Consider the following 24,385-nt stretch of genomic DNA (forward strand, 5'->3'; position numbering starts at 1 on the left):
TGATCTCATGAGGCAACGGCAACAAGCCCATAAACGCTCGCGTTTGACGAACAGAATGCTCGTGGGAGCCGCGGCGCTCCTGCTGGGCGGCGGCGGTCTCGCGGCGGTCGCCACGACCGCGCTGGCCGGCAACTCCCACCCGGAAACGGGCTCCTCCTCGGGCCATCAGCACACCGTGAGCGCCTTCACGATCTCCTGCCCCGATGTGGGCGAGCGGCTGCGCCAGGTGCCGCACAGCGCCCAGCTCCCGGTCTCCAAGGGGCTGTCCTCGCTCGACCGGCAGGTGCACGACGCGTACCACAAGATGATGGGCGGCAGCGGCTCCACCGTCCTCGGCGGGCTCAAGACCCAGCGCGAGAAGACGATCAAGATGATGGTCACGGCCATCTCCAAGAACGCCAAGCGGCCGGGCTATCTGCTCAAGATGAGCGGCTGCACCGTCAAGCCGGTCAACGAGGGCGCGGGCGCGGGCGGCAGCGACTCCACGAAGACCGTGAAGGACGGCTGGTACCAGGGGCAGAACCCGAGCCAGAACGGCGGCCGGACCCAGGGGCAGGATCCCAACCAGAACGGTGGCCAGCAGCAGACCCAGGATCCGAACCAGAACGGCGGCCAGCAGCAGGGCCAGGCCGGCGGGCCCTCGCCCGACGACTTCGTCGACATCAACGACGTCCAGCCGAACGCGGACCAGCCGCCGTTCGCGGCCCCCCAGGGCGGCAACGCCACGACCGGCAGCTTCACCACGGAGTGCGGCCGCAACGAGGAGGGCCACTTCAACTCCGACAACGTCATCGTGACGCCGGGCGTCAGCAACGGCGCCCACCACACGCACGACTACGTCGGCAACACCACCACCGACGGCAACTCCACCGACCAGTCCCTGGCCGCCTCCGACACGACCTGCAACAACGGCGACCAGTCGACCTACTACTGGCCGGTGCTGCGCAAGCTGGACGGGAACGCGGAGCAGAAGCCGGGCGCCGCGCAGGACGCCAACGTCGGCTCGGTGCTGACCCCGGCCACGGTGACCCTCACCTACCGCGGCAGCCAGGCCGGCCAGGTCGAGGCGATGCCGCGCTTCCTGCGGATCATCACCGGTGACGCGAAGGCCTTCACCAACGGCACCAAGAACGCCAACGCCTCCTGGAGCTGCACCGGCTTCGAGAACCGGCAGCTGAAGGACAAGTACCCGCTCTGCCCCAAGGGCTCCCAGGTCGTGCGCAACTTCGCCTTCCAGAACTGCTGGGACGGCCGGCAGACGGACAGCGCCAACCACCGCGACCACATGGCGTTCTCGGACCAGAACGGCACCTGCCCCAACGGGTTCAAGGCCGTGCCGCAGCTGGTGGAGCGGATCACCTACGACGTCCCGCAGGGCGACAGCTTCGCGGTGGACAGCTTCCCCGAGCAGCTGCACAAACCCGTCACGGACCACGGTGACTTCATCAACGTGATGCCGGACAACCTGATGAGCAAGGCCGTGAACTGCATCAACAACGGCCAGAAGTGCACCTGACGGACATCGGCACCGCACGGACGTCCGCCCGCACCTGACGGACGTGGTGCCCCTCGGGGAGACGCTCCCCGAGGGGCACCCGGCATGCCGGGGACGGCGGGCACGGGGTCGGCGGGCAGCGGGCAGCAGAGCAGCGGGGCCGGCGGCGGGCACAGCAACCGTGCCGGCCGCCGGCCCCGGGCCCTCGGCCCCGGCCCGCGGCTCCGGCTCCCGGCTCCGGCTCCGGGCTCCGGCCCCGCCACACAGGCACCCCCGAGGACACGACACGGCACCGGCCCCAGGGCCCTGACGAAGCGGCGGCCCCAGGACATGACCCAGCAGCAGCGACGGCACGGCACCACCCCGCGGCGGCACCGCGGCGGGACACCGCGGCCACCGCGCCGGGCGGCCGGGCGGCGCCCCCGCGGGCACGGCACGGCAGCGGCCCCGACCCGGGGGTTCCGGAAGTCGGGGCCGCTGCGCCACGCCGGCCGTCAGCTCACGGGGCGCGGTGGTTCATCCGCCGGTACGTCAAAGACCGTTGACGCGGGCCTCGCGGGCCACACCCAGCGGGCGGATGGAGGAGGCGACGGCCCTGGCTCGGCGGCCGGCCCGGGCGCGGTAGCTGCGGACGTGCGCCATCAGACGGCGGCTGCGCAGCGCCATCTCCAGCTCGAAGCGGGTGCGCGGATCGCGCAGCACCGGACCGAAGAGCTTCTCTATCTGGCGCAGGCGGTAGCGGACCGTCTGGGGGTGCACATGCAGCAGCTTGGCGGCCTCCGGGGCTCCGCCGCCCTCCAGCCACGCCAGCAGGGTCACTTCGAGCCGTTCGCTCTGCCGTGGCGTCAGCTCCTCCAGCGGTCCCAGCCAGCGGGACGTCAGCGCGTCCGCCAGCGACTCGTCCTGGAGCAGCAGCAGCGCCGAGAGGTGGTCGTCGACGAAGGCGGGCCGCGACTCCGGGCCGACCCTGCCGGGGGCCAGCGTCAGCAGATAGCGGGCCCAACGCAGCGACGACGCGGTGTCGGTGGCCGGCACCACGTGCCCGACCGCCGCCGGCCGGCCCTTGAGCGCCGCCTCCAGGCGGGCCCGGGTCTGGGTGGCCGGGTCGGGGACGAACAGACAGGTGTAGCCCTCGACATTGCCGATGAGGGCGTGGCCCAGTGCCGCGGCGAGCTGCGGTGCCTCGGCGGGGGTGGCAAGCACGACGGCCTGCAGGGTGTCGGGGATCGGCCAGCCGGCCGCGCGGGACAGCTCGCTCAATCCCTCCTCCGGTACCTCGCGTTGTCCGGCGAGCACGTCGAACAGATCCTGGCGAGCCCGTGCGACGGGCATCGGGGTCACCACTGAAGGTCCTGCCGGAGGTTTACTCTCCGACTCTTTTTGGTACCCAAGAACTGTCAGCAAGGCCTGTTCAAGCGCCCAATGTGCCTCTTCTACGGGAGTATCCCCGAGAAGTGCGGACAATGCGGGAAATCCGCGTTGCAACTCCGCGACCAACTTCTCGGCGAGATCCGGTAGTTCATTTCTGACTACGCGGGTCCACTCGCCTCGGGGACGCGACCAGATGCGGTTCAGGAGATCACACATCGCTACCTCGATCCTGGCGGGGATGCGGCTGTTACGGGGGGTGGCGCACCCCGTGCGCCTGAGTCGGCATCATCCGGAGTCGTGCCGCGCGCCCGCGATGCCACTGCAGGAATTTGTCACAGCGCGATAAACCTTACGAAATCCTGAACACGTTCGTAGATGCTTTTGACATCCGGATTACGGCCCTGCGTATCCACCCGGTTACAGAATGTTTAGTGTTACCGGGGGTCACCCGAACAAAAGCCCCGGGGCAAATACCGCCGCCGGGAGATTTCATGGAAATTCGCATCCCGTACCCGTGCCCGAACACCGGGAGGATCGATGTCGACACCGCGTCTGCAGACCCGTCAGGGCCGCCGCGCACACCGTGCCCGGTCCTCGCCTTTCGTGCCTCGCCCCCGGCGCCCTCCGAACGAACCCGGGCCGCCGGCCCGCCGAAAAGCCGGCGGCTTCGCCGGAACCGCCGTACTCCGCCCGGCGCTTCCGGCCGCACTGCTGCTCTTCCTCGCCGTGCTGATGCGCTCCGGCGCGATGGACGGCCTGCTGAACTTCCTTGACTTCGGCGCCGGGGTGCTCGCGCTGGTCTCCCTGTCGGTCACCGTGCTGTGGGGCCTGGCCGCCACCGACCGGATGGTGCTGCGCTCCGGCCACCGGCTGCTCGCCCAGGCCGTGCACCGCGGCACCGGCGTCGCCGGCCTCGGCTTCCTGGGCCTGCACATCTGGGTCAAAGTCACCGAGGGCCACACCGACGCGGCGGCCGCCGCCGTGCCGTTCACCGACGGCGCCCGCCCCGGACTCATCGGCCTCGGCACCCTCGCCGCCTACGTGTTCATCGCCGTGGCGGTGACCGGCGCGGTGCGCGGCGCCTTCACCGGCATCACCGCTTCCCGGTGGTGGCGGGCGCTGCACATGAGCGCGTACGTCGCCTGGGGTCTGGCCCTGGTGCACGGCCTCCGGGCGGGCCGCCCCGCGGCCGGCTACGCCCTCGTCGGCTACGCCATCTGCCTCGTCGCGGTGGCCGTACGGCTCGCGCTGCGGATGCGCGACTCACGCAGGAACTCAGGAGAACTCCCATGACCGCCCCCGCCCCCACCCGCATGCTGCCGGCCCTCACCGACCCGGAGCCCGTCCCGACGCTGGCGTCCTTCGGCCCGCCGCGGCTGCTGGCCGGCCTGGACGAGATGCCCCGCATGGACCGGGTGGCGCACCTGTCCCGGCACGGCAGCCTGCCCCAGCTGAGCTCTCAGGAACTGGTGGCGCTGGCCGAGAACATCGACCTGCGCGGCCGCGGCGGCGCGGGCTTCCCGTTCGCCCGCAAGGTGAGCGCGGTCCTGGACGGCATGGCGCGGGCCGACGGCAAGGGCGCGATCGTGGTCAACGGCAGCGAGGGCGAGCCCAGCTGCCTCAAGGACACCGCGCTGCTGCTGCACGCCCCGCATCTGGTGATCGACGGCGCCCTGCTGGCCGCGGACTCCCTCGGCGCCCAAGAGGTCGCCATCGGCGTGACCCGCACGGACGTCCTGAACTCCGTGCAGCGGGCCATCGACGAACGCGGCCCGGTGCGGCCGACGTTACGGGTCACCCTTCTGACCGAACGGTTCGTCACCGGTGAGGGCTCCGCGATGACGAGCGGCCTGGGCGGCGGCCAGGGCCTGCCCTCGGGCCGCAAGATCCGCTCCAGCGAGCGCGGGCTGAACGGTGTGCCGACCCTGCTGTCGAACACCGAGACCTACGCCCAGCTCGCCGTGGCCGCCCGGCTCGGGGCGCTCGGCTACCGGACCACCGGCCTGCCCGCGGAGCCCGGCACCCTGCTGCTGACCGTGGCCGGCAGCCGGGTGGTCGAGGTCCCCTACGGCGTACCGCTCAGCCGGGTGCTGGCGCTGTGCGGCATGGACGCGGGGCAGGGCGTGCTGATCGGTGGGTACCACGGCACGTTCATCTCGCCCGTCGACGCCCAGACCGCGACGCTCTCCCGTGAGGCGCTGAAGACCTACCACGCGGTGCTGGGCGCCGGGGCGGTCCTGCCGCTGCCGTACGACACCTGTCCCGCGGGGGAGACCGTACGCGTCGCGAAGTGGATGGGCGCCGAGTCGGCCGGCCAGTGCGGCCCCTGCGTGCTGGGGCTGCCCGCGCTCGCCGACCAGCTCGACCTCGCGGTCCGCGGCGGCGGGGACGCCGCCCTGGACGCCGTGCAGGCCCGGATGCGGGCCGTGGAGAAGCGCGGCGCCTGCAGCCACCCGGACGGCACCGCCCGCTTCGTGGCCTCGGCCCTCGCCGCCTTCCCCGAGGAGTTCGAGCGCCATGCGCGGGGGTTCGGGTGCGGCCGCCCGGTGACCGGGGCCCTGCCGGTCACCGGGCATCTGCCGCTGCTGCCGGCCGCCACGCCCGTCGCCGCCCCGGCGGCGCCCGCCGCGCCGCCGCAGGAACGGCTGCTGGTCGACTGGACGCTGTGCCGCGGCCACGGCCTGTGCGCGGACGTGGTGCCCGGCATCGTCAAGCTCGGCCCGGACGGCTACCCGGAGAAGGCCAGCATGGCGCTGCCCGCCCGGATGCGCCGCCGCGCGCAGCTCGCGGTACGCCGCTGCCCGGCGCTGGCGCTGCGGGTGCAGGGCGGCAACTGACGTGTGGGGCGGGGTTTTTGCGCGCGGGGAAAATTCTTCGCCGCCGTTGAACGCCCCGCCCCCCGTAGCGCGTATTCCCCCGGCGACGGCACCCCGCCGGGGCCGGCCCGCCACCACACGGGCCACCGGACAGGCATCTCGGTCCCACCCCAGCAAGCGACACAGCCACCAACCGGCAGAGGAGACATCATGATCACTCGACGTCGAGCGGGACTCGCGGCCATGGCGGTCGCCACCTTGGCGCTGACCGCCGCCTGCGGCAGCAGCGACAACCAGAGCGCCGGCACCACCCCCACCCAGGACCAGGTGCAGCCGGCCGGCTCGGGCACGAACTACAAGTACGGCTCCTCCGGCTCCAGCCAGGGCGACGACGGCTACGGCGGCCAGGCCGGCGGCGACAGCGGCGCGGCGCCCCAGTCCGCGCCCAGCGCCGGGACGCTGGCGCTGCACCAGGACTCCAAGCTCGGCCCGGTCGTCACCGACTCCAAGGGCATGACCCTCTACCGCTTCGACAAGGACACCGCCAAGCCGCCGAAGTCCAACTGCTCCGGCTCCTGCGCCACCACCTGGCCGGTGGTCCCCGCCGACGGCGCCGAGGCCCCCGCGGGCATCGCCAAGAGCGACCTGGGCTCGGTCACCCGCGCCGACGGCACCAAGCAGCTCACCATCGGCGGCTGGCCCGCCTACCGCTACGTCAAGGACACCGAGCCCGGCGACACCAAGGGCCAGGGCGTGGGCGGCACCTGGAACGCGCTGGCGGCCGACGGCAAGAAGGCCGGCGCCCAGGAGCCCGGCGACGTCTCGGTGCTCAACCAGCCCGAGCTGGGCGACATCCTCGTCGACGGCAAGGGCATGACGCTCTACCGCTTCAACAAGGACAGCGCCTGGCCGATGAAGTTCGGCTGCAACGACGCCTGCCTGGACACCTGGAAGCCGGCCAAGCCCGCCGACCGCTCCAAGCTGAAGGGCATCCCCGCCAAGCTCATCTCCACCGTCACCCGCCCCGACGGCCTCCGCCAGCTGGCCGTCGACTGCTGGCCGGTCTACACCTTCACCGGTGACAAGCAGCCCGGCGACATCAACGGCCAGGGCAAGATGGGCCTGTGGTTCGCGGTCTCCAAGGAGGGCAAGAAGATCACCTCGACGCCGGCGGGCTGACCCCGCCGCCGCGCGGCGCCGTCCCCTCCTGACGGGGGAACTCGTCCTCCAGCGCCAGCACTTCGGCGTCCGGCCGCCCGTCCTTCGCACGCGGCCCCAGCCAGGTGACCACGAGCGCCACCGCCAGATTCACGACGAGCCCGACGAGCCCCGCGTTCACCCCCCGCACCGGGTCGTGTCCCCCGAAGACCAGGACACAGACGAGCGTGAAGCCCACGACCAGGCCGCTCACCGCGGCGTGCACCGTCAGCCGCCGCCACACCAGCCCCAGCAGCAGCATCGGTACCAGCTGTGCCATGCCCTCGTACGAGATCAGCGACAGCCGGACGAGGGTGTCGGGGGCGGTGTAGGTCAACAGCAGTGCCAGGGCTCCGGCCACCACCACGACCAGCTGCGAGAACAGCTTCTGCCGGCCGCCCGGCACCGTCCCCCGCTCTCCCCCCTCGGCCGCTCCCGTCGCCCCGGCGGACCCGCGGGTCCGCGCACCCAGCACGCTCCTCCCCCACATCGTGCCGATGACCAGCATGAACACGGCCATCGGCACGATGGAGGAGAGGGCGGCGGCCGCCCCGATCACCCCCACGGCCCAGGCCGGAAGGGAGTCCACCACCAGCTTGAACAACGCGAGGTTGGACCCCGCACCGCTCAGGTGCGGCACCACGAACAGCGCAGCCATCCCCAGCAGCACCGGCACGAACAACAGCACGTTGTAGAAGGGCAGATACATGGCATTGCGGCGCAGCGCGTCCGCGTTGCGGGCACCGAGGTAGCCGGCCACCGTCGTCGGAAAGATCACCACCGTCAGGGAGTTGACGAGGGTGGTGGTGGCGAACCAGACCTGGCCCAGACCGCCCGAGGCGTGCCCGGGGAAGGTCAGCCACTGCGGCTTCTCGGCGGCCATCCGGTGCAGGAAGGGCCCGTAGCCGCCGAAGTAGTGCCACGGCACATAGACCGCGAGGAACCCGAGGGTGGCGATGACCAGGACGTCCTTGAGCACCGAGACCCAGGCGCTGCCGCGCAGCCCGCTGACCGTGACGAACGCGGTGGTCACCGCGAAGCTGAGGAAGTAGCCCCAGTTCAGGCTGATCGCCCCGTAGGAGATCGTCGAGACGACCACGCCCATGCCGGTGATCTGGAGCTGGATGTACGGCAGCAGGCAGACGGTGGCGAGCAGGGCGACGGCGGCGCCGAGCCAGGGCCGGCCGTAGCGGTGCGCCACGATGTCGGTGATGCCGACCAGTCCGTGCCGCCGGGCGTAGGCCCACAGCATCGGGCCGACGACGTACCCCAGCGCGTAGCCGCAGGACATGTAGGCCAGCAGATAGAGCACCGGGGCGCCGAAGTTGTAGCCCCAGCCGGCCGCGCCGAGGTAGCTGAAGCTCGTATAGCTCTCGCCGGCCATCAGCACCCAGATGAAGACCGTGCCCAGGCTCCGGCCGCCCACCGACCACTCGGTGAGCCCGCCCCCGGCCGTTCGGCGCCCCCGCACCGCGAGGAGTCCCAGGACGACGGTGAGCACCATGAACGCCCCGAACACGGCGGTGGCGACGGTGGCGTTCATGCCCGGCCCCGCGCCCGGTCGCCGCGCCGCGCCAGCCACACCGACAGCGGGGTGGCCAGCGTCGCCAGCAGCACCCAGAAGAACAGGAACGGCAGCCCCAGCACCGTCGGGGTCACCCGGTTCACCAGGGGCAGCACCCCCAGGAACAGCACGTACGGCAGCAACAGCCACAGCAGCGCGGGACGTTTGCGGGAGCCCGGGGACCGCTCTTCGCGGGTCTGGTTACGCACGGGGCGTCAGCCTAGGCGACGCCCGGCCGCTCTCAGCGGGACTGTGTCGACCGCAACACTCCCCACACCACCAGGCGGTAGGTGGAGGTGTAGGCCGGCGTGCAGGTCGTCAGGGTGAGGTAGGCGCCGGGCGCGGTGAAGCCGTAGGAGGGGTGCACCCCGCTGCGGGGCACCGCGGCCAGGACGGTGCCGTCGCCGGGTGTGGTGCGCGGCAGGATGCGCCGGACGGTGTAGGTGGCGCGGGTCCGGGCGGTCTCCAGGGTGACGGTGTCGCCGGTGCGCAGCCGGTCGAGGTGGCGGAACGGCTCGCCGTGGGTGTTGCGGTGCCCGGCCAGCGCGACGTTGCCCCACTCACCGGGCTGCGCGCTGTGCGGATAGTGACCGACGTACCCCCTGTTGAGGACCGCGGCCTTGCCCGTGCCCTCGGCGACGGGCACGGTCAGGCCCAGTCGCGGGATGCGCAGCACCGCGTACGCCAGGTCCGCGCGGGGCCGCGGGGGCGCGGCGCCGGTGCGGTGGCCGGGGCCGGCGGGCGAGGCGGGGTGCCCGGCGCCGCGCGCCCCATCGGCCGCCTTGCCGCCGGGCGGGGAGGCGCCGGGTGACGGCGGGCGGGCGTCCCACTGCCGCTCCAGCCGGTCCACCTGGTCGCGGGCCGCCGCCTGCGCCTGACGGTTCGTCCACCACAGCTGGTGGACGACGAACAGCAGCAGGACGAGGCCGGCCGTCACGGCCAGCTCCGCGCCCGTCCACAGCACCCGCACCGCAGGAGGGCGCGGTGGGGCGGGGCGCCGCCCCTGTACGACCACCGGTATCCGCTCGCGCACGCGGGCACCGTAAGCCCTGCGGGCACAACCCGCCAGAGGCGGTGCGCGGCCCGCCCCGCGAACGGGGCGTCAGCCGCCGAAGGCCTGAGAGACGGCGTAGATCGCCAGGCCCGCCAGGGCGCCGACGACGGTGCCGTTGATGCGGATGAACTGCAGGTCACGGCCGATGTGCGCCTCGATCTTCCGCGAGGTGTGCGCGGCGTCCCAGCCGGCGACGGTGTCGGTGATCAGGGAGGTGATCTCGCTCTGATAGGTCGTCACCACATAGACCGCCGCGTTCTCCAGCCAGCCGTCCACCTTGCCCTGGAGCCGCTCCTCGGCGGCCAGTCGCCGGCCCAGGGACAGCAGCGCCGCCCGGACCCGCAGCCGCAGTTCGCTGCGCTCGTCCTCGGCGGCGGCGACGATCATCGCGCGGACCGAGCCCCAGGCCGAGGCGATCAGGTCCTGCACCTCGCCGCGCCCCAGCACCTCGGCCTTCAGCCGCTCCACCCGGGCGCGGGTGTCGGGGTCGGACTGCAGATCGTCCGCGAAGTCCCGCAGGAAGCGGTCGATCGCCCCGCGGGCCGGGTGTTCGGGCATGTCCCGCATCTCGGTGACGAAGCGCAGCAGCTCCTTGTAGACCCGGTCGCCCACCTTGCGGTCGACGAAGCGCGGGGTCCAGCCGGGCGCTCCGCCGGAGACCGCGGTCATCACGGAGTCGCCGTGCTCGACCAGCCAGTCGTGGGCGCGGGCGACGACCAGGTCCACCACCCGGGTGTGGCCGCCCTCGGCGACGACCCGCTCCAGCAGCGTGCCGAGGCCGGGCGCGATCTCCTGGGCGGCGGCGCGGCGGGTGATCGCCTCGCCGACCACGGCCTGTACATCGGAGTCGCGCAGCACGGTCAGCGCGCCGCGCAGCGCGGTGGACACCTCGGCGGTGACCCGGTCGGCGTTCGCCGGGTCGGCGAGCCAGCCGCCGAGCCGCCGCCCGACGGCCACCGAGCGCAGCCGGCGGCGCACGACCTCGCCGGACAGGAAGTTCTCCCCGACGAAGTCACCGAGGCTCTGACCCAGTTGATCCTTTTTGGTGGGGATGATCGCGGTGTGCGGGATCGGCAGCCCCATCGGCCGCTTGAACAGCGCGGTGACCGCGAACCAGTCGGCCAGCGCGCCGACCATCCCGGCCTCCGCGGCCGCCGCGACAAAGCCGGTCCAGCCGCCCGCCCCGGCGGATCCGGCCCATTTCGCCAGGACGTAGACGACCGCGACGGCCAGCAGCAGGCCGGTGGCCAGGGTCTTCATCCGGCGCACCGCGCGGCGGCGCTCCTCGTCGGCGGCGCCGTAGGTGAAGCCGGCCGCTCCGGGCGCGGCGGGCGCCACCGGGGCGCCGGCCGCACCGGCCGTGTCCGAATCTCTGCGTTCCATCCGCTCCACCGCTCCCACCGCGTTCCCCCGTCATCCCGACGGCCTATGCTGCTCCGCACCGGCCGCCGGTCCGGCCCTGTGTCCCCACTGTGACCTACTCCTGGAACGCCTCACGAGTTCCCCACGTCCAAGCCGTGGCGGATGGTCCCGGGGCGCCGGGCGGTTCCCCCGAGGTCCGTGGGATCATGAAGGACCGATCGGACCGCAACGGTGCCGCTGATCATCCGCTGCCCTTGCCCGCCCGGAGCGTGTTGCTCCACTTTCTCCAGGAGAGCCCTCCCGCATGAACAAAAGTGTGGGTTACGCCCTGTTCGCCGGACTGGCGGCAGTGGTCGTGCTGATCTCGACCGCGATATTCGTCGGCTTCGGCGGCGAGGACGGCGGCCTGGGCGACTCCTCCCACAAGCCCCGCGACCCGGCGGCCCCCGCGGTCTCCGGGCAGTGGGTCGGCACCTGGTCGGCGGCGGCCGCGGCGGCCGAGCCGGGCACCCTGAACGGCTACGCCGGCATGTCGATACGCAATGTCGTGCACACCAGCGTCGGCGGCTCCGGCGTGCGCATCCAGCTCTCCAACCTCTACGGCACCCGCCCGCTGGTGGTCAGCCATGCCTCGCTGGCGCTGGCCGCGGCCCCCAGCAACCCCACCGCGGCGACCGGCACCATGCGGCGGCTGTCCTTCGGCGGCAAACCGGCGGTGACCATCCCGGCGGGCGGCGCGGTCACCAGCGACCCCACCCGGCTGAAGGTGCCCGGCGACGCGGACCTGCTGGTCACCACGTACTCCCCGTCCTCCTCGGGCCCCGCCACGTATCACCCGTACGCCCGGCAGACCTCCTACCTGGCGCGCGGAGACCGGGCGGAGGACGCCACCGGCGCCGCCTACACCGAGCAGAGCCCCTACTGGCGCTATCTGACCGGGGTGGACGTGTGGAGCACCCAGGCCCGCGGCGCGGTCGTCGCCATCGGCGACTCCATCACCGACGGCATCACCTCCACCGCCGGCGCCAACCACCGCTGGACGGACTTCCTCGCCGCGCGGCTGCGCAACGAGCCCGGCGCGCCCCGCTACGGCGTCCTCAACCAGGGCATCAGCGGCAACCGCCTGCTGGTCAACGGCAGCAGGTTCTCGCCGAACAACGGGCCCAGCGTGCTGTCCCGCCTGGACCGCGACGCGCTCTCGCGCACCGGGGTGAAGGCCGTGATCGTCGAGATCGGGTTGAACGACCTGTTCAAGTCACCGCGGCAGCTCGACCCGCAGAAGATCGTGGCGGGGATGCGGCAGATCGTCCGTGAGGCGCACGCCCGCGGGCTGCGCGTCACCGGCAGCACCCTTACCCCGTTCGGGGGACACCGCGGCTACTCCGAACTGCTGAATTCGGTCCGCGAGCAGGTCAACCGGATCATCCGCTCCGGCTCCGTCTACGACGAGGTCGTGGACTTCGACAAGGCGCTGCGCGACCCGTCGATGCCGGTCCGGCTGCGGCCCTCCTACGACTCGGGCGACCACCTCCACCCCAGTGACGAGGGCTTCCGGGCGATGGCCCACGCGGTGAACCTGCAGCACCTCAAGCAGGCCGCGCCCGCCGCGCTGTGACACCGGCGGGGCAGGCGCCACCGCTCAGTTCAGCTCCTTGCGCCCCTCGTCCTTCAGGCGCCGCCTCTCGTCCTTGAGGCGGCGCTTCTCCTCCTTGAGCAGCTTGCGCTCGACGCCCACGCCACCCATCAGGGCCAGCCCCCTGACGACCACCCGGGGCGCGCCGGGCTCGCCCGGCGTCCCGTCCTCCCGCGCGTCGAAGCCGCCCATGATGCCCAGGCCCCGCACATCGACCTCGACGCCGGGCGGCACCACGACGTTGACCCCGCCCATCAACGCCCAGCAGGTGATGACGACTTCGGGCCCGGCGAAGTTCGCCTCGCGCAGGTCCAGCTCGCCGCCGCCCATCAGGCACACCGCCGTGAAGTGGCGCCCGATGGTCCACCGGCCCTTGCGCTGGAAGCCGCCCAAGATGCCGACGCCGGCCCTGGAACCGTCCGTGTGCCCCACGATCCGCTCCGACCAGCGCGTCACGGCCGCGGTGTCCTTGCGCAGCGACAGCGGCGCGGGGTCCGCCGCGAGGTCCGGCAGATCGGCGGTGAGCGGCGCCAGCTCCCCGTAGGTGCGCGCCCGGTACGCCGCTTCCAGCCGCTCGTCGAACTCCTCCATCGCCAGCCGCCCCTCGGCGACGGCGTCCCGCAGGATCTCGGCGACCCGCTCGCGGTCGGCGTCGGAGGCGCGCAGTTCGGGAAGGTCATCGGTCATACGGACAGATTAGAGGGCGCGGCCGTCTTTTCCCCCGGCTCCGGCCGCATCCGCACGCATCCCGCCACCCGCGTACCACTCGGCGATCAAGGACTCGGTGTCCGGCGCGACCGCGGCGACCGGGGCCGCCGCGCTCTGCGACGCGGGGAAGGCCGGCCACTGCCGGGGCCCGGCCACCCGGACCGTGCGGGCGCCGGGGACGCCCTCGATCGGCGGGAGTTCGCGCTCCGGGTCCACCACCGGGGTGCGCTCCCCGCCGCCCATCGGCGCCACGACCGCCAGCAGGGCCTGCCCCGTCCACACGAAGGTCAGCGCCTGCGCCTGGTCGTAGCCGCCCGGATGCGGCCGCTCGTGCCACAGCGCGAGGTGGGTGAAGGCGGCGAGGAAGCCGAAGACGGTGGGTGAACACGCCCGCCACGGTGGCCATTTGCTACGTGGCGTACCGCCGGAAGCTGCCGGCCGCCACGGCCGCTACCACGCCGCCTCCCCTCCCCCGCCCTCCGCGTCCGTGCGCGGCGGCGACGCGGAACACCGGAGCCTGGAGTGCGGGCCGGGCGGGCACCATCGAATTGTCACCGCTTCGGGTGAGCCCTGGGCGCCATTCAGCCGGTCAGCTGGCGGTCCGGGGTGCGCGCCACCCCTCCTGACCGGCACGAATGATGCGAGAGTTGCCCCGTGTGCGGCATTTGCTCACCCCGCGGACCGCACACATCCCCGATAAGACACCGACTCGCCGCAGTACAACCTCCGGCGGCGGCCGAGGAGTCCAACCGAACATGAGCGGACCACGTACGGGCTGGCGCCGTGCCCTTCCCCCCTGGCGCGCGGTGCTGGGCGCCGGGCTGCTGTTCCTGCTGCTCGTCGTCGGCGGGATGATCACCGGCTACCTGCTGGTCGGCATCCCGCCGGCCAACAGCGCCGCCAAGGCGCAGAGCAACGTCTACCTCTACTCCGACGGCTCGGAGCTGGCCCGCGACGGCGAGGTCAACCGGCAGAACGTGACGCTCAGCCAGGTCCCCAAGTCCGTCCAGCAGGCCGTCCTCGCCGCCGAGGACCGCGACTTCTACTCCGAGTCCGCGGTCGACCCCGCCGCGATGCTCCGGGCCGCCTGGAACACCGTCACCGGCAAGGGCAAACAGTCCGGCTCGACCATCACCCAGCAGTACGTGAAGAACTACTACCTCGGCCAGGAGCAGACCGTCACCCGCAAGGCCAAGGAGTTCTTCATCGCCATCAAGCTGGACCGCGAGGTGAGCAAGGACAACATCCTGGAGGGCTACCTCAACTCCAGCTACTACGGCCGCAACGCCTACGGCATCCAGGCCGCCGCCCAGTCCTACTACGGCCGCAACGCCGAGGATCTGACCACCGCCCAGGGCGCCTACCTCGCCACCCTCCTCAACGCCCCCAGCGCCTACGACATCACCGCCCACCCCGGCAACCGCCCGCGGGTGCTGGCGCGCTGGAACTACGTCGTGGACGGCATGGTGACCAAGAAGTGGCTCAGTCCCGCCGAGCGGGAGGGCCTGCAATTCCCCGAGCCCAAGCCCGCCAAGGCCTCCCCCGGGCTCACCGGCCAGCGCGGCTACCTCGTCGAGGCCGTCAAGGACTACCTCACCGACCACCAGATCCTTGAGGAGGACACCCTGCGGGGCGGCGGCTACCGCATCACCACCACCATCAGCCGCAAGCGCCAGAACGCCTTCGTCAAGGCGGTCAACACCCGGGTGATGGACCGGCTCGACGACTCCCGGAAGGTCGACCGCTACGTCCGGGCCGGCGGCGCCTCCATCGACCCGGCCACCGGCCGGGTCGTCGCCCTCTACGGCGGCATCGACTACGCCCGGCAGTACGTCAACGGCGCCACCCGCGCCGACTACCAGGTCGGCTCCACCTTCAAGCCGATCGTCTTCGCCTCCGCCGTGGAGAACGGCTCCACCACCCAGGACGGCGCCACGATCACCCCCAACACCGTCTACGACGGCACCAACAAACGGATGACGGTCCATCACGGCCGTCCCACCGGCTTCGCCCCCGCCAACGAGGACGACCGCTCCTACGGCCCGATCACCGTCACCGAGGCCACCGACAAGTCCGTCAACGCCGTCTACGCCCAGATGGGCATCGACGTCGGCCCCGGCAAGGTCAAGGCCACCGCCGTCAGCCTGGGCATCCCCGCCGACACCCCGAGCCTCGCCTCGTCCCAGGGCGCCGTCTCCCTGGGCACCGCCACCCCCAGCGTGCTGTCCATGACCCAGGTCTACGCCACGCTCGCCCACCACGGCACCCACCGGCCGTACACCCTGGTCGACAAGGTCACCAGGAACGAGGAGGCCGTCGACCTGCCGGAGCGCGAGGAGAGCACCGCCCTGCCGCGGACGGCCGCCGACACCACCACCTCGATCCTGCGCGGCGTCGTCGACGGCGGCACCGGCACCGCCGCCCAGGGCGCCGGGCGCCCCGCGGCCGGCAAGACCGGCACCGCGGAGGACGACAAGGCCGCCTGGTTCGCGGGCTACACCCCCGACCTCGCCACCGTCGTCGCCGTCCTGGGCCAGAACCCCGAGAGCGCGGCGCAGGAGCCGCTGTACGGCGCGGGGGGCCTGTCCCGGGTCAACGGCGGTGACTACCCCGCCCAGATCTGGGCCGACTACACCGCGGCCGCGCTGAACGGGAAGCCGGTCCGCGACTTCGACCTCCAGCTGGAAAAGGGCGCCGAGTCGGCCTCCCCGGAGCCGTCCGGCAGCGACTCCGGCTCACCCGGCGCGTCGGGCTCGCCGTCCGCCGGACCGAGCGGCTCCAGCACCCTCCCCGGGCCCCCCACCGGGGCCCCGACCGCACCCACCGCCGGACCGCCCACCCCCACCGGGCCGCCCGAGCCCCCCGCCCCCACGGAACCCACCAACGACTTCCCGACGGTGGCCCCGCAGGCCTACGACCTCGATCGCCTGCCGACGGAGTGGGGCGGCTAGCCGGGCGGGGCCGGGCCATCACGGGGGGGGGTACGGCGGTGCGCCGTCAGTGCCCCGACGTGGCCTTCAGCCCGACGACCGCCACCAGCAGCAGAGCGATGAAGAAGATCCGGGCCGCGGTGGCCGGCTCGCCGAGCAGCACCATCCCGGCCACCGCCGCACCGGCGGCGCCGATGCCGACCCACACGCCGTAGGCGGTGCCGATCGGCAGGGTCCGGGCCGCGTACGAGAGCAGCAGCATGCTGGCGACGATGCCCGCGCCGGTGAACACGCTGGGCCACAGCCGGGTGAAACCGTCGGTGTACTTCATGCCGACCGACCAGCCGACCTCCAGCAGACCGGCGGCCAGAAGCAGGATCCATGCCATGACGGCACCTCCGTGAACAGAGCGTCAACAGGGGTGCGTCGTCTTGTCCTGCCCGGTACGGCGCGTCTCGTCGGGTACGTCCGAGGCTAGCAAGGACGGGGCGCGGCGGGCACCGGCCCCGGTCAGGGGCCGCACGCCGCGGAAGTCACCGCCCGGCGGTCACAGATACAGCCCGGTCGCGTCCTCCGCACCCTCCAGGCGCTCCGCCGCCACCGCGTGCAGATCGCGCTCGCGCATCAGCACGTACGCCACGCCGCGCACCTCGACCTCGGCCCGGTCCTCCGGGTCGTAGAGCACCCGGTCGCCCACCTCGACGGTCCGCACGTTCTGCCCGACCGCGACCACCTCGGCCCAGGCCAGGCGGCGGCCGACCGCCGCGGTCGCGGGAATGACGATGCCCCCCGAGGAGCGGCGCTCGCCCTCGGGGATGTCCGTCCGGACCAGCACGCGGTCGTGCAGCATCCGGATCGGCAGCTTGTCGTGGGTGTCCTTGGTGTTATTCGGGCTCACGGCACGACCGTACCTGCCCGGCGCGGCCCGTCCCGCACCACGGGCGCCGGGCGCTCCGGCCGGCCACGCCGGACGGGGCCGGGCCGGGCACCCCCTACTAGCGGCGGCGGCGGGTGCGCAGGGTCAGCAGGCCGACCAGGGCCACACCGATCACCGCCACCGGAACGATCCGCTCCAGCCGCGGCGTCCCGTCCTCCGACACCAGCTGCGCCCGCACGTCCGACACCGCGCGGTTGGCGGCCACATACGCCCGCCCCGCCGTACGGTCCACGGCGGCCGCCGCACTCGCCTTCGCGTCACCGATGATCGTCTTCGGGTGCAGCCGCACACCGATCTCGTCGAGCGTGACGGCGAGCTCCTGCCGCCTGCGGACGATGTCCGCCTCGATCTGCGCCGGGGTCCTGGCTTCCGCCACCGCGCTGCCTCCGTCGTCTCGCGCCGATGCGTACGGGGGCCGGGCACGGAGCCCCGTACGGAACCGGCCACCTGGCTGACTGCCCGATTCGTGAGGGACAGTCTGTCAGCTCACACCCCCGCGCGCCCCACAGCACCCCCCGTTTCGCGCCGCCCGGACTCCCGGGCCCGCACCGTCCGGCGGGGCTGGCTAATGTCGGGGCGTACGTATCCATGCCAGAGGAGAGACATGAGCGAGCGACTCCAGCCCGGCGACACCGCCCCCGCCTTCACCCTCCCCGACGCGGACGACCGGCAGGTATCGCTCGCCGACCACCGGGGCCGCAAGGTCATCGTGTACTTCTACCCGGCCGCGCTGACCCCCGGCTGCACCAAGCAGGCCTGCGACTTCACCGACAACCTCGACTTCCTCGCCGGCCACGGCTACGACGTCATCGGCATCTCCCCCGACAAGCCGGAGAAGCTCGCCACGTTCCGCGAGAAGGAGGACCTGAAGGTCACCCTGCTCGGCGACCCGGACAAGTCCGTCCTGACCGCCTACGGCGCCTTCGGCGAGAAGAAGCTCTACGGCAAGACCGTCACGGGCGTCATCCGCTCCACCGTCATCCTCGACGAGGACGGCAAGGTCGAGCGCGCCCTGTACAACGTCAAGGCCACCGGCCACGTCGCCAAGATCATCAAGGACCTGGGGCTGTAACGCCCCCCCCGCACGACCGGCCGGGCCGCTCACCCGCCGCCCGGATCGGTCGCGCACACCCGGCCCGCCCGCTCGGGCAGCTCCAGCACGGCCTCGGCGCCGCCCGCCGCGGCGGCGCCGAAGTCCAGCCGCGCACCCAGCACTTGCGCCTGCCCGGCCGCGATCGTCAGCCCCAGACCGTGCCCGGTCCCCCGCTCCGGCGCCGCCGTACGGAACCGCCGCGGCCCCTCCGCGCACAGCTCCGCCGGATAGCCCGGACCGTGATCGCGCACCACGATCCGCGCACCGGCCACCACCACCTCGATCGGCGGCCTGCCGTGCTTGGCCGCGTTCGCCAGCAGATTCACCAGCACCCGCTCCACCCGGCGCCGGTCGGTCTCCACGATCCGCGGCTCGCCCTCCACGGTCACCGACACCTCGTCGACCCCGCGCTGCCGCGCCGCCCGCCGCACGATCCCGCGCACCAGCGACGGCAGCTCACAGGCGTCCAGATCCGCCCGCTCCACCCCCGCGTCCAGCCGGGAGACCTCCAGCAGGTCCTCCACCAGCCGCCGCATCGCCTGCGCTCGGTCCCGCACCAGCTCCACCGCCCGCGGCTGCGGCAACAGCTCCGCCGCCGCCACCAGCCCGGCCACCGGCGTGCGCAGCTCGTGCGCCACATCCGCGGTGAACTCCCGCTCCGCCTGCGCCTGGGCCGCCAGCGACAGCGCCATGTGGTGCACACTGCGGCCCAACTCGGCGACCTCGTCCCGCCCGTGACTGGCCAGCGCGTCCGCGTCCGGCGCCTCCCCCGCCGCGATCCGCCGCGCCGCCGCCGCGCTCAGCCGCAGCCGCCGCGACAGCCGCTGCGAGACGAACCACGACACCACCGCCATCAGCACGACCGTGCCGCAGCCCGCGATCAGCAGCGCCCGGTCCAGCGCCAGCTGCGCCGGATCGTCGTCCGGATAGGGCGCCGAGACCGACAGCGACCGCGTCGGGGCGCCCCCGCTGCCGTCCGTGACCCCCGTCGCCGCCCACACCCGCGGGTCCTCACCGCCGCTGACATACGTCCCCGACCGCCGCTTGAACACCGCGTCACGCAACGGCGACGGCAGCGCCCCGTCGTCCAGTTGCGCGCCCAGCGCCAGCGTGCCGTCCCGCTCGAAGATCTGCAGCGCCGAGCTGAGCCGGTCGTCCTGATACGCCCGTGCCGACCGCTCGCGCTCCGAATCCGCTATGTGGTGCACGGCGAACCCGAGCACCACCACGGCCAGTGCCGTCATACAGGAAATGGCCAGGGCGATCCGGCCTCGAATGCCCATCACGCGAGGTTGTACATCTCCGTCGTGTCCCCGAGCGGCGTCGACCCCTCGTACGTCACCTCCAGGCCGGTGAACGCCAGCCCGCCGTGCACCGGCTTGGGCCCGTAGAGACGGAAGGTCGCCGGGAAGCCGGCATCCGTCCCCCCGCCCGCCGCGGTCTTCTCCACCTGCACCACACCGACCCCCACCGCGTCCTTGGCGCCGTACTTCTTCCACCGGATACCGGTCGCCACCATTCCGACGTCCGAGCAGGTCAGCGTAATCACCCGCGGCTTGGTCTCGGGCGCGCCGATGCCGCAGTCACGCACCACCGGCAGCCCCTGGGACGGCCGGCCGTCCTCCTTCACGTCCTGCACCGCCGACGTCTTGGGCGCGGCGTCCACCGCCGACGCCCGGTCCGGCGTCTGGGCGAGCCACACCCCGCCGGCCGCCAGCGCCGTCACCACGGCAAAGGCCACCAGCGCCACACGTCCCCGACCCCACCGGGACCCTCCGCGGTCCGTCATCACGTTCTCCTCCCGAGGACCAGGCCCCGTACCCCCACAGCAAACACGAATGCCGCGCCCGGCGCTGCCACTCTTCCGTGCCACGGACACAGGCCGGTTGCCCGAACGCGGCGGTGACCGCGCGGCTGTGTACCAGTCCTGTAACAAGCCCTGTGCCGCCCCTGGCGTGTTCCGTCACGGCACTGCCCGCCGCGCGCCCCGGTGCTCCGTACGGCGCAGCCGCGCGTGACGTTTATCGCTTCGTGACGACACAGTGGTTTGATCCGCGCGCGAATGCGCAGGCGCACCTGTCGTATCCCGCGCGCAGCCGCGCGCCGTCAGACCGAGAGGACCGCCTCGTGCCGACCGGCAGCACCGAAGCCGAACCCGCTCCCGACCAGGACCGGGAAGCGCTCAAGCGCCACCGGGTGCTCTTCCGTGCCGTCGCCCGGCGCAAGAACCCCAGACTCCGGCGCACCGACATCACCGTCACCGACGAACCCACCGTCAAGCGCGCCGTGAAGGCCGCCGCGCTCGGCAACGCCATGGAATGGTTCGACTTCGGCATCTACAGCTATCTCGCGGTCACCATCGGCAAGGTCTTCTTCCCCGGCGGCAGCGACACCACCAGCCTGCTGTCGTCCTTCGCGACCTTCGCCGTGGCCTTCCTCGTACGCCCCCTCGGCGGCGCCTACTTCGGCCCCCTCGGCGACCGCATCGGCCGCAAGAAGGTCCTCGCCCTCACCATGATCATGATGGCGCTGGGCACCCTGTGCATCGGGCTGATCCCGTCCTACGCCACCATCGGCTTCTGGTCCCCCGCCCTGCTCATCCTCTTCCGTCTCGTCCAGGGCTTCTCCACCGGCGGTGAGTACGGCGGCGCCTCCACCTTCATCGCCGAGTACGCCCCCGACAAGAAGCGCGGCTACTTCGGCAGCTTCCTGGAGATGGGCACCCTCATCGGGTACACCGGCGCCGCCGGCATCGTGTTGCTGCTCAACACCACCCTGGGCGATGACGCCATGCTCCAGTGGGGCTGGCGGCTGCCCTTCCTGATCGCCGGCCCGCTCGGCCTGGTGGGCCTCTACCTCCGGGTCAAGCTCGACGAGACCCCCGCCTTCCAGAAGTTCGAGGCCGCGCACACCCACAGCGCCTCCGGCTCCGCCGTCGAGGCCGAGGCGGAGTTCTCCCACCTCTCCGAGAACGCCCCGAAGAAGAAGATCAGCGAGATCTTCGCCCAGCAGTGGCCCACCCTGATCCTCTGCATCGCCCTGGTCGGCGCCTACAACATCACCGACTACATGCTGCTGTCGTACATGCCGACCTACCTGACGGACACCCTCCACTACGAGGAGTCCCACGGCCTGCTGATCCTCCTGGGCACCATGGTCGCCCTGATGTGCGTCATCAGCACCGTCGGCAAGCTCAACGACCGCTACGGCCGCAAGCCCCTGCTGATGGCCGGCATGCTCGGCTTCTTCGTCCTGGCGATCCCGGCCTTCCTCCTGGTCAAGCAGGGCAGCATCCCCGCCGTCATCGGCGGCATGGCACTCCTGGGACTCTCCCTGGTCTGCCTCCTGGGCACCATGTCCGCCGCCCTGCCGGCCCTCTTCCCCACCAACGTCCGCTACGGCTCGCTGTCCATCGGCTACAACCTGGCCGTCTCCCTCTTCGGCGGCACCACCCCCCTGGTGATCACCGCCCTCATGGACGTCTTCGACGAGAACGCCATGGTCCCCGCCTACTACACGATGGGCGCCGCCCTCGTGGGCGTCATCGCCGTCGCCTGCATGAAGGAGACCGCCCGCCAGCCCCTCGAAGGCTCCCCGCCCTCCGTGGCCACCAAGGAGGAAGCCGTCGAACTCATCGAGGCCCAGACGGCGGAACCACGGTTCTGAACGACAGCCGCCTGCCGACGCGGGCCCCGGGGACCCTCCCCCGGGGCCCGCTCGCTTTTCCGCTTCCGCCTTTCCGCGCCCGCCCGGCGGGGCGTAACCGGCTTCGCGTTCGATCGTTGTTCTGTTCGAGGGGGCGCGGGGGTGGGCTCGGCGCAGGGGGCGGGGGGACGGGGTAGGGAGCGCATGACGGTCGTCTGCACAGGAAGGGGACCCGTCCGGGCCGCGCGAGCGTCGGCGCCGGATGCGCGCCGGGCTCGGGAGGGGGCGCCGCGTGGCCGGTGAGTTCACCCGCGAGCGCCTCGCCGGCACGGTCGCCGAGGCATCGAGCTGGGCGGATCTGATGCGCAGGCTCAACTTCAAGGTGAGCGGGGGCAGGCGCCGGACGCTCCGGGCGGCGGTGGCCGACTTCGGCCTCGACGTCGGGCACTTCACCCCACGGAGCGCAGGGCGCAGGTACTCCGACGAAGCGCTGGCCCAGGCCGTCGCGACGTCCAGCACGCTGCGCGAAGTCGCCGCGAACCTGGGCGCCACACCCGCGCCGGGCACGCTCTCCCACCTCCGTCGCCGCATCGCCGCGGCCGGGATCGACACACGCCACTTCCCGGGGCTCACCCGCTCCCGGCCCGAACTGCCGTACTCGCCGGGGGAACTCCGGTCGGCCGCGGCGTCAGCCTCCAGCCTCCGCGCCGTGGCCCGCGCCCTCGGCGCCCGTGACGACGGCCGCACGCGCGCCGCACTACGCCGCGCACTCGCCGAGCACGGGGTGAGCACGAGCCACTTCACCCACGCCCGCAGACCGCTGCCCGAGGAGGAACTGCGCACGGCCGTGGCCGGTGGCACCGGTTACGCCGACGTGATGCGGGCACTCGGCCTGCCCGTGAACGACGCGAACCACCGCCGCATCCGGCGCACGGTCGTCCAACTCGGTCTGGACGTCTCCCACTTCACACGGAGGTCGCGACGAGTCGTCCGGCCCGCTCGCCCCGAGCCGCTGGCCGGCCGGGTGCTGTGCGTGCGTCCCGAGGGCTCGCCTCGTGTCAACCGCGAGCGCTTGCACCGGGCGCTCGGCGAGATCGGCGTCCCGTACGCCTGTGCCACCTGCGGCAACCCCGGCATATGGCGCGAACAGCCGATCACCCTGCAGATCGACCACGTGAACGGCGACTGGCTCGACAACCGCGCGGAGAACGTGCGCTACCTCTGTCCCAATTGCCATGCGCTCACCGACACCTGGTGCCGCCGCGGCCGGAATACGGCCTCATCACCGCCCGCGCCCCGTCCCCGCGGCGGGCCCGATATCATGGCTGGCGACCGGCGGCCGTGATGGAATTGGCAGTCATGCTGGCTTTAGGTGCCAGTGGGGTAACACCCGTGAGGGTTCGAATCCCTCCGGCCGCACCGAGGAACGGCCTGCGAACCGAAGCTTCCGGTTCGCAGGCCGTTTTCGTCCCCAAGGGCTCGGCCGTCGCCTCAGCCCAGCAATTCCCGTACCACCGGTGTCAGGGCCCGGAAGGCCTTGCCGCGGTGGCTGATGGCGTTCTTCTCGGCGGGGGTCAGTTCGGCGCAGGTGCGGGTGTCGCCGAGGGGCTGGAGGATCGGGTCGTAGCCGAAGCCGCCGGTGCCGGAGGGGGTGTGGCGCAGGGTGCCCTCAAGGGTGCCCTCGACGACGCGTTCGGTGCCGTCGGGCAGGGCCAGGGCCGCGGCGCAGGCGAAGTGGGCGGCGCGGTGGCCGTCGGCGATGTCGCCGAGCTGGGCGAGGAGCAGGTCGAGGTTGGCACGGTCGTCGCCGTGCCGGCCGGCCCAGCGGGCGGAGAAGATGCCAGGGGCGCCGCCGAGCACGTCGACGCACAGTCCGGAGTCGTCGGCGACGGCGGGGTGGCCGGTGGCCTGGGCGAGGGCGTGGGCCTTGAGCAGGGCGTTCTCGGCGAAGGTGACGCCGGTTTCCTTGACGTCGGGGACCTCGGGGTAGGCGTCGGAGCCGACGAGTTCGACGTGCAGATCGGCCGCTTCGAGGAGGGCGTGAAGCTCGTTGATCTTGCCGGCGTTGCGGGTGGCGAGGATGAGGCGCCGGGGTGCGGCGTCCGGGCCGGTGTGAGTCTGCATGGGCGGTGATTATCCCGGAGTACTTAGCGCGGTCAGGTCACCGGCCCCGTCGGCGCTCGGCCCGGGTGCGGTCCGCGGCCCTCCGGACCGTTCCGCAGCCGAAGGAGGACACGCGGGGTGCGGCCGGTGCCGTTGCCGGGGCGCCGGGGCGGGGGCGCGACCCGGTCAGGCCGTCGGAGGGCCGGCACAGCGGGCCGGCAGCGGTCAGACGAGGCCGGTCTGGGTGAGCAGCATGGCGAGGACGAGGACGAGGGTCCAGCCGAGGAGGTGCTCCAGGAGCGGGTTGTCGTCCCGGGGCCCGCCGGTGCGGGCGCGGGGTGCGGTCGCGGCAGTGGTGGGCATGGGTCCACAGTGCCGTGGCCGGGGCGGCTTGCCCAGAGAGGGATCTCCCATGAGAAAAGGGTCACAGGGGGAGGTGGTGGTCCTTCCCCTGCGACCCCGTGGTGGTCGCGTCGT

General features: G+C 72.6%; 22 protein-coding genes, 1 tRNA gene, 1 pseudogene and 1 riboswitch. Of the genes and pseudogenes, 10 read left to right on the plus strand and 14 right to left on the minus strand.

Translation table 11 applies throughout. The features are described from left to right. The first annotated feature begins 55 nt into the window (after positions 1-55). Complete coding sequence (locus tag ACQP17_RS13295) at positions 56-1,516, plus strand: DUF1996 domain-containing protein (protein WP_433859901.1); 1,461 nt, start codon at positions 56-58, stop codon at positions 1,514-1,516. A gap of 510 nt (positions 1,517-2,026) precedes the next feature. Here ACQP17_RS13295 and ACQP17_RS13300 read toward each other — a convergent pair. Beyond that, positions 2,027-2,827 carry a PucR family transcriptional regulator gene (locus tag ACQP17_RS13300; protein WP_433856469.1) on the minus strand — a complete coding sequence of 267 codons (801 nt, stop codon included), beginning with the start codon at positions 2,825-2,827 and terminating at the stop codon, positions 2,027-2,029. A gap of 771 nt (positions 2,828-3,598) precedes the next feature. Here ACQP17_RS13300 and ACQP17_RS13305 point away from each other — a divergent pair. From ACQP17_RS13305 to ACQP17_RS13315, 3 genes are all read left to right on the plus strand, one after another. Continuing rightward, complete coding sequence (locus ACQP17_RS13305; RefSeq protein WP_433859902.1) at positions 3,599-4,159, plus strand: hypothetical protein; 561 nt, start codon at positions 3,599-3,601, stop codon at positions 4,157-4,159. Beyond that, positions 4,156-5,703 (plus strand): NADH-ubiquinone oxidoreductase-F iron-sulfur binding region domain-containing protein, encoded by a 1,548-nt coding sequence (locus ACQP17_RS13310; protein WP_433856470.1) that lies wholly within the window; start codon positions 4,156-4,158, stop codon positions 5,701-5,703. Before ACQP17_RS13305 ends, ACQP17_RS13310 begins: the two co-directional genes overlap by 4 nt. A gap of 189 nt (positions 5,704-5,892) precedes the next feature. Beyond that, positions 5,893-6,861 (plus strand): SCO0930 family lipoprotein, encoded by a 969-nt coding sequence (locus ACQP17_RS13315; protein WP_433856471.1) that lies wholly within the window; start codon positions 5,893-5,895, stop codon positions 6,859-6,861. On the opposite strand, the gene ACQP17_RS13320 is transcribed toward ACQP17_RS13315, so the two are convergent. The 4 genes from ACQP17_RS13320 to ACQP17_RS13335 form a co-directional block, all read right to left on the minus strand. Then, a complete protein-coding gene (locus ACQP17_RS13320) occupies positions 6,839-8,422 on the minus strand; it encodes a sodium:solute symporter family protein (RefSeq protein ID WP_433856472.1) in 1,584 nt (527 codons plus the stop codon). The genes ACQP17_RS13315 and ACQP17_RS13320 overlap by 23 nt on opposite strands. Next, positions 8,419-8,652: a DUF3311 domain-containing protein gene (locus ACQP17_RS13325; RefSeq protein WP_364880712.1), complete on the minus strand. Its 234-nt coding sequence runs from the start codon at positions 8,650-8,652 to the stop codon at positions 8,419-8,421. The genes ACQP17_RS13320 and ACQP17_RS13325 overlap by 4 nt, the downstream gene beginning before the upstream one ends. Before the next feature lie 32 nt (positions 8,653-8,684). Then, the gene (locus ACQP17_RS13330) at positions 8,685-9,476 is read right to left on the minus strand and encodes a class E sortase (RefSeq protein WP_433856473.1); all 792 of its coding nucleotides are present in this window, start codon (positions 9,474-9,476) and stop codon (positions 8,685-8,687) included. Between the two features lie 69 nt (positions 9,477-9,545). After that, positions 9,546-10,880, minus strand: a complete 1,335-nt coding sequence (locus ACQP17_RS13335; RefSeq protein WP_433856474.1) for a DUF445 domain-containing protein — start codon at positions 10,878-10,880, stop codon at positions 9,546-9,548. A gap of 283 nt (positions 10,881-11,163) precedes the next feature. Here ACQP17_RS13335 and ACQP17_RS13340 point away from each other — a divergent pair, with 283 nt between their 5' ends. Then, positions 11,164-12,474, plus strand: a complete 1,311-nt coding sequence (locus ACQP17_RS13340; RefSeq protein WP_433856475.1) for an SGNH/GDSL hydrolase family protein — start codon at positions 11,164-11,166, stop codon at positions 12,472-12,474. Positions 12,475-12,498: 24 nt separating this feature from the next. Here the strand turns inward: ACQP17_RS13340 and ACQP17_RS13345 are convergent, their stop codons facing one another. Together ACQP17_RS13345 and ACQP17_RS13350 are read right to left on the minus strand one after the other, a co-directional pair. After that, entirely contained in the window at positions 12,499-13,179 is a 681-nt protein-coding gene (locus tag ACQP17_RS13345; RefSeq protein ID WP_433856476.1) for a DUF1707 SHOCT-like domain-containing protein, read from the minus strand. Positions 13,180-13,431: 252 nt separating this feature from the next. Beyond that, a pseudogene (locus ACQP17_RS13350) lies at positions 13,432-13,606 on the minus strand (ABC transporter permease); the annotation flags it as partial. Positions 13,607-13,955: 349 nt separating this feature from the next. Here ACQP17_RS13350 and ACQP17_RS13355 point away from each other — a divergent pair. Beyond that, positions 13,956-16,151: a transglycosylase domain-containing protein gene (locus ACQP17_RS13355; RefSeq protein WP_433856477.1), complete on the plus strand. Its 2,196-nt coding sequence runs from the start codon at positions 13,956-13,958 to the stop codon at positions 16,149-16,151. Positions 16,152-16,197: 46 nt separating this feature from the next. Here the strand turns inward: ACQP17_RS13355 and ACQP17_RS13360 are convergent, their stop codons facing one another. From ACQP17_RS13360 to ACQP17_RS13370, 3 genes are all read right to left on the minus strand, one after another. Next, positions 16,198-16,518: a DMT family transporter gene (locus ACQP17_RS13360; RefSeq protein WP_433856478.1), complete on the minus strand. Its 321-nt coding sequence runs from the start codon at positions 16,516-16,518 to the stop codon at positions 16,198-16,200. Between the two features lie 32 nt (positions 16,519-16,550). Then, positions 16,551-16,620, minus strand: a riboswitch (guanidine-III (ykkC-III) riboswitch). A gap of 57 nt (positions 16,621-16,677) precedes the next feature. Next, a complete protein-coding gene (locus ACQP17_RS13365) occupies positions 16,678-16,980 on the minus strand; it encodes a GroES family chaperonin (protein ID WP_048828920.1) in 303 nt (100 codons plus the stop codon). A 145-nt stretch (positions 16,981-17,125) separates the two neighbouring features. Further along, positions 17,126-17,443 carry a DUF3618 domain-containing protein gene (locus tag ACQP17_RS13370; protein ID WP_329150836.1) on the minus strand — a complete coding sequence of 106 codons (318 nt, stop codon included), beginning with the start codon at positions 17,441-17,443 and terminating at the stop codon, positions 17,126-17,128. A 228-nt stretch (positions 17,444-17,671) separates the two neighbouring features. Here ACQP17_RS13370 and bcp point away from each other — a divergent pair, with 228 nt between their 5' ends. After that, on the plus strand, positions 17,672-18,139 hold the full coding sequence (gene bcp / locus ACQP17_RS13375) for a thioredoxin-dependent thiol peroxidase (protein ID WP_433856479.1): 468 nt from the start codon (positions 17,672-17,674) through the stop codon (positions 18,137-18,139). Positions 18,140-18,168: 29 nt separating this feature from the next. On the opposite strand, the gene ACQP17_RS13380 is transcribed toward bcp, so the two are convergent. Together ACQP17_RS13380 and ACQP17_RS13385 are read right to left on the minus strand one after the other, a co-directional pair. Next, the gene (locus tag ACQP17_RS13380) at positions 18,169-19,443 is read right to left on the minus strand and encodes a sensor histidine kinase (protein WP_433856480.1); all 1,275 of its coding nucleotides are present in this window, start codon (positions 19,441-19,443) and stop codon (positions 18,169-18,171) included. Continuing rightward, entirely contained in the window at positions 19,443-19,949 is a 507-nt protein-coding gene (locus ACQP17_RS13385) for a hypothetical protein (protein WP_433856481.1), read from the minus strand. Before ACQP17_RS13385 ends, ACQP17_RS13380 begins: the two co-directional genes overlap by 1 nt. Positions 19,950-20,287: 338 nt before the next feature. On the opposite strand from ACQP17_RS13385, the gene ACQP17_RS13390 reads away from it, so the two are divergent. The 3 genes from ACQP17_RS13390 to ACQP17_RS13400 all read left to right on the plus strand — a co-directional run bounded on the left by ACQP17_RS13390 (position 20,288) and on the right by ACQP17_RS13400 (position 23,224). Further along, positions 20,288-21,826: an MFS transporter gene (locus ACQP17_RS13390; protein WP_433856482.1), complete on the plus strand. Its 1,539-nt coding sequence runs from the start codon at positions 20,288-20,290 to the stop codon at positions 21,824-21,826. Positions 21,827-22,097: 271 nt separating this feature from the next. Beyond that, positions 22,098-23,150, plus strand: coding sequence for an HNH endonuclease (locus ACQP17_RS13395; RefSeq protein ID WP_433856483.1), 1,053 nt, complete (start codon positions 22,098-22,100; stop codon positions 23,148-23,150). Beyond that, positions 23,141-23,224, plus strand: a tRNA-Leu gene (locus ACQP17_RS13400). Before ACQP17_RS13395 ends, ACQP17_RS13400 begins: the two co-directional genes overlap by 10 nt. 72 nt (positions 23,225-23,296) lie before the next feature. Here the strand turns inward: ACQP17_RS13400 and rdgB are convergent. Next, positions 23,297-23,929, minus strand: coding sequence for an RdgB/HAM1 family non-canonical purine NTP pyrophosphatase (gene rdgB, locus ACQP17_RS13405; protein WP_433856484.1), 633 nt, complete (start codon positions 23,927-23,929; stop codon positions 23,297-23,299). Positions 23,930-24,133: 204 nt separating this feature from the next. Further along, a complete protein-coding gene (locus tag ACQP17_RS13410) occupies positions 24,134-24,271 on the minus strand; it encodes an SCO1431 family membrane protein (RefSeq protein WP_189102171.1) in 138 nt (45 codons plus the stop codon). Positions 24,272-24,385 lie beyond the last annotated feature (114 nt).

The sequence above is a fragment of the Streptomyces kronopolitis genome, assembly GCF_050953795.1.
Classification (GTDB): domain Bacteria; phylum Actinomycetota; class Actinomycetes; order Streptomycetales; family Streptomycetaceae; genus Streptomyces; species Streptomyces kronopolitis_A.

Excerpts from the sequence above, each read along its gene's own strand:
- ACQP17_RS13295 (WP_433859901.1), top strand. The coding sequence starts at position 56 with ATGCTCGTGGGAGCCGCGGCGCTCCTGCTGGGCGGCGGCGGTCTCGCG.
- ACQP17_RS13300 (WP_433856469.1), bottom strand. The coding sequence starts at position 2,827 with ATGCCCGTCGCACGGGCTCGCCAGGATCTGTTCGACGTGCTCGCCGGA.
- ACQP17_RS13305 (WP_433859902.1), top strand. The coding sequence starts at position 3,599 with ATGCGCTCCGGCGCGATGGACGGCCTGCTGAACTTCCTTGACTTCGGC.
- ACQP17_RS13310 (WP_433856470.1), top strand. The coding sequence starts at position 4,156 with ATGACCGCCCCCGCCCCCACCCGCATGCTGCCGGCCCTCACCGACCCG.
- ACQP17_RS13315 (WP_433856471.1), top strand. The coding sequence starts at position 5,893 with ATGATCACTCGACGTCGAGCGGGACTCGCGGCCATGGCGGTCGCCACC.
- ACQP17_RS13320 (WP_433856472.1), bottom strand. The coding sequence starts at position 8,422 with ATGAACGCCACCGTCGCCACCGCCGTGTTCGGGGCGTTCATGGTGCTC.
- ACQP17_RS13335 (WP_433856474.1), bottom strand. The coding sequence starts at position 10,880 with ATGGAACGCAGAGATTCGGACACGGCCGGTGCGGCCGGCGCCCCGGTG.
- ACQP17_RS13340 (WP_433856475.1), top strand. The coding sequence starts at position 11,164 with ATGAACAAAAGTGTGGGTTACGCCCTGTTCGCCGGACTGGCGGCAGTG.
- ACQP17_RS13345 (WP_433856476.1), bottom strand. The coding sequence starts at position 13,179 with ATGACCGATGACCTTCCCGAACTGCGCGCCTCCGACGCCGACCGCGAG.
- ACQP17_RS13355 (WP_433856477.1), top strand. The coding sequence starts at position 13,956 with ATGAGCGGACCACGTACGGGCTGGCGCCGTGCCCTTCCCCCCTGGCGC.
- ACQP17_RS13360 (WP_433856478.1), bottom strand. The coding sequence starts at position 16,518 with ATGGCATGGATCCTGCTTCTGGCCGCCGGTCTGCTGGAGGTCGGCTGG.
- ACQP17_RS13365 (WP_048828920.1), bottom strand. The coding sequence starts at position 16,980 with ATGCTGCACGACCGCGTGCTGGTCCGGACGGACATCCCCGAGGGCGAG.
- bcp (WP_433856479.1), top strand. The coding sequence starts at position 17,672 with ATGAGCGAGCGACTCCAGCCCGGCGACACCGCCCCCGCCTTCACCCTC.
- ACQP17_RS13380 (WP_433856480.1), bottom strand. The coding sequence starts at position 19,443 with ATGGGCATTCGAGGCCGGATCGCCCTGGCCATTTCCTGTATGACGGCA.
- ACQP17_RS13385 (WP_433856481.1), bottom strand. The coding sequence starts at position 19,949 with ATGACGGACCGCGGAGGGTCCCGGTGGGGTCGGGGACGTGTGGCGCTG.
- rdgB (WP_433856484.1), bottom strand. The coding sequence starts at position 23,929 with ATGCAGACTCACACCGGCCCGGACGCCGCACCCCGGCGCCTCATCCTC.
- ACQP17_RS13410 (WP_189102171.1), bottom strand. The coding sequence starts at position 24,271 with ATGCCCACCACTGCCGCGACCGCACCCCGCGCCCGCACCGGCGGGCCC.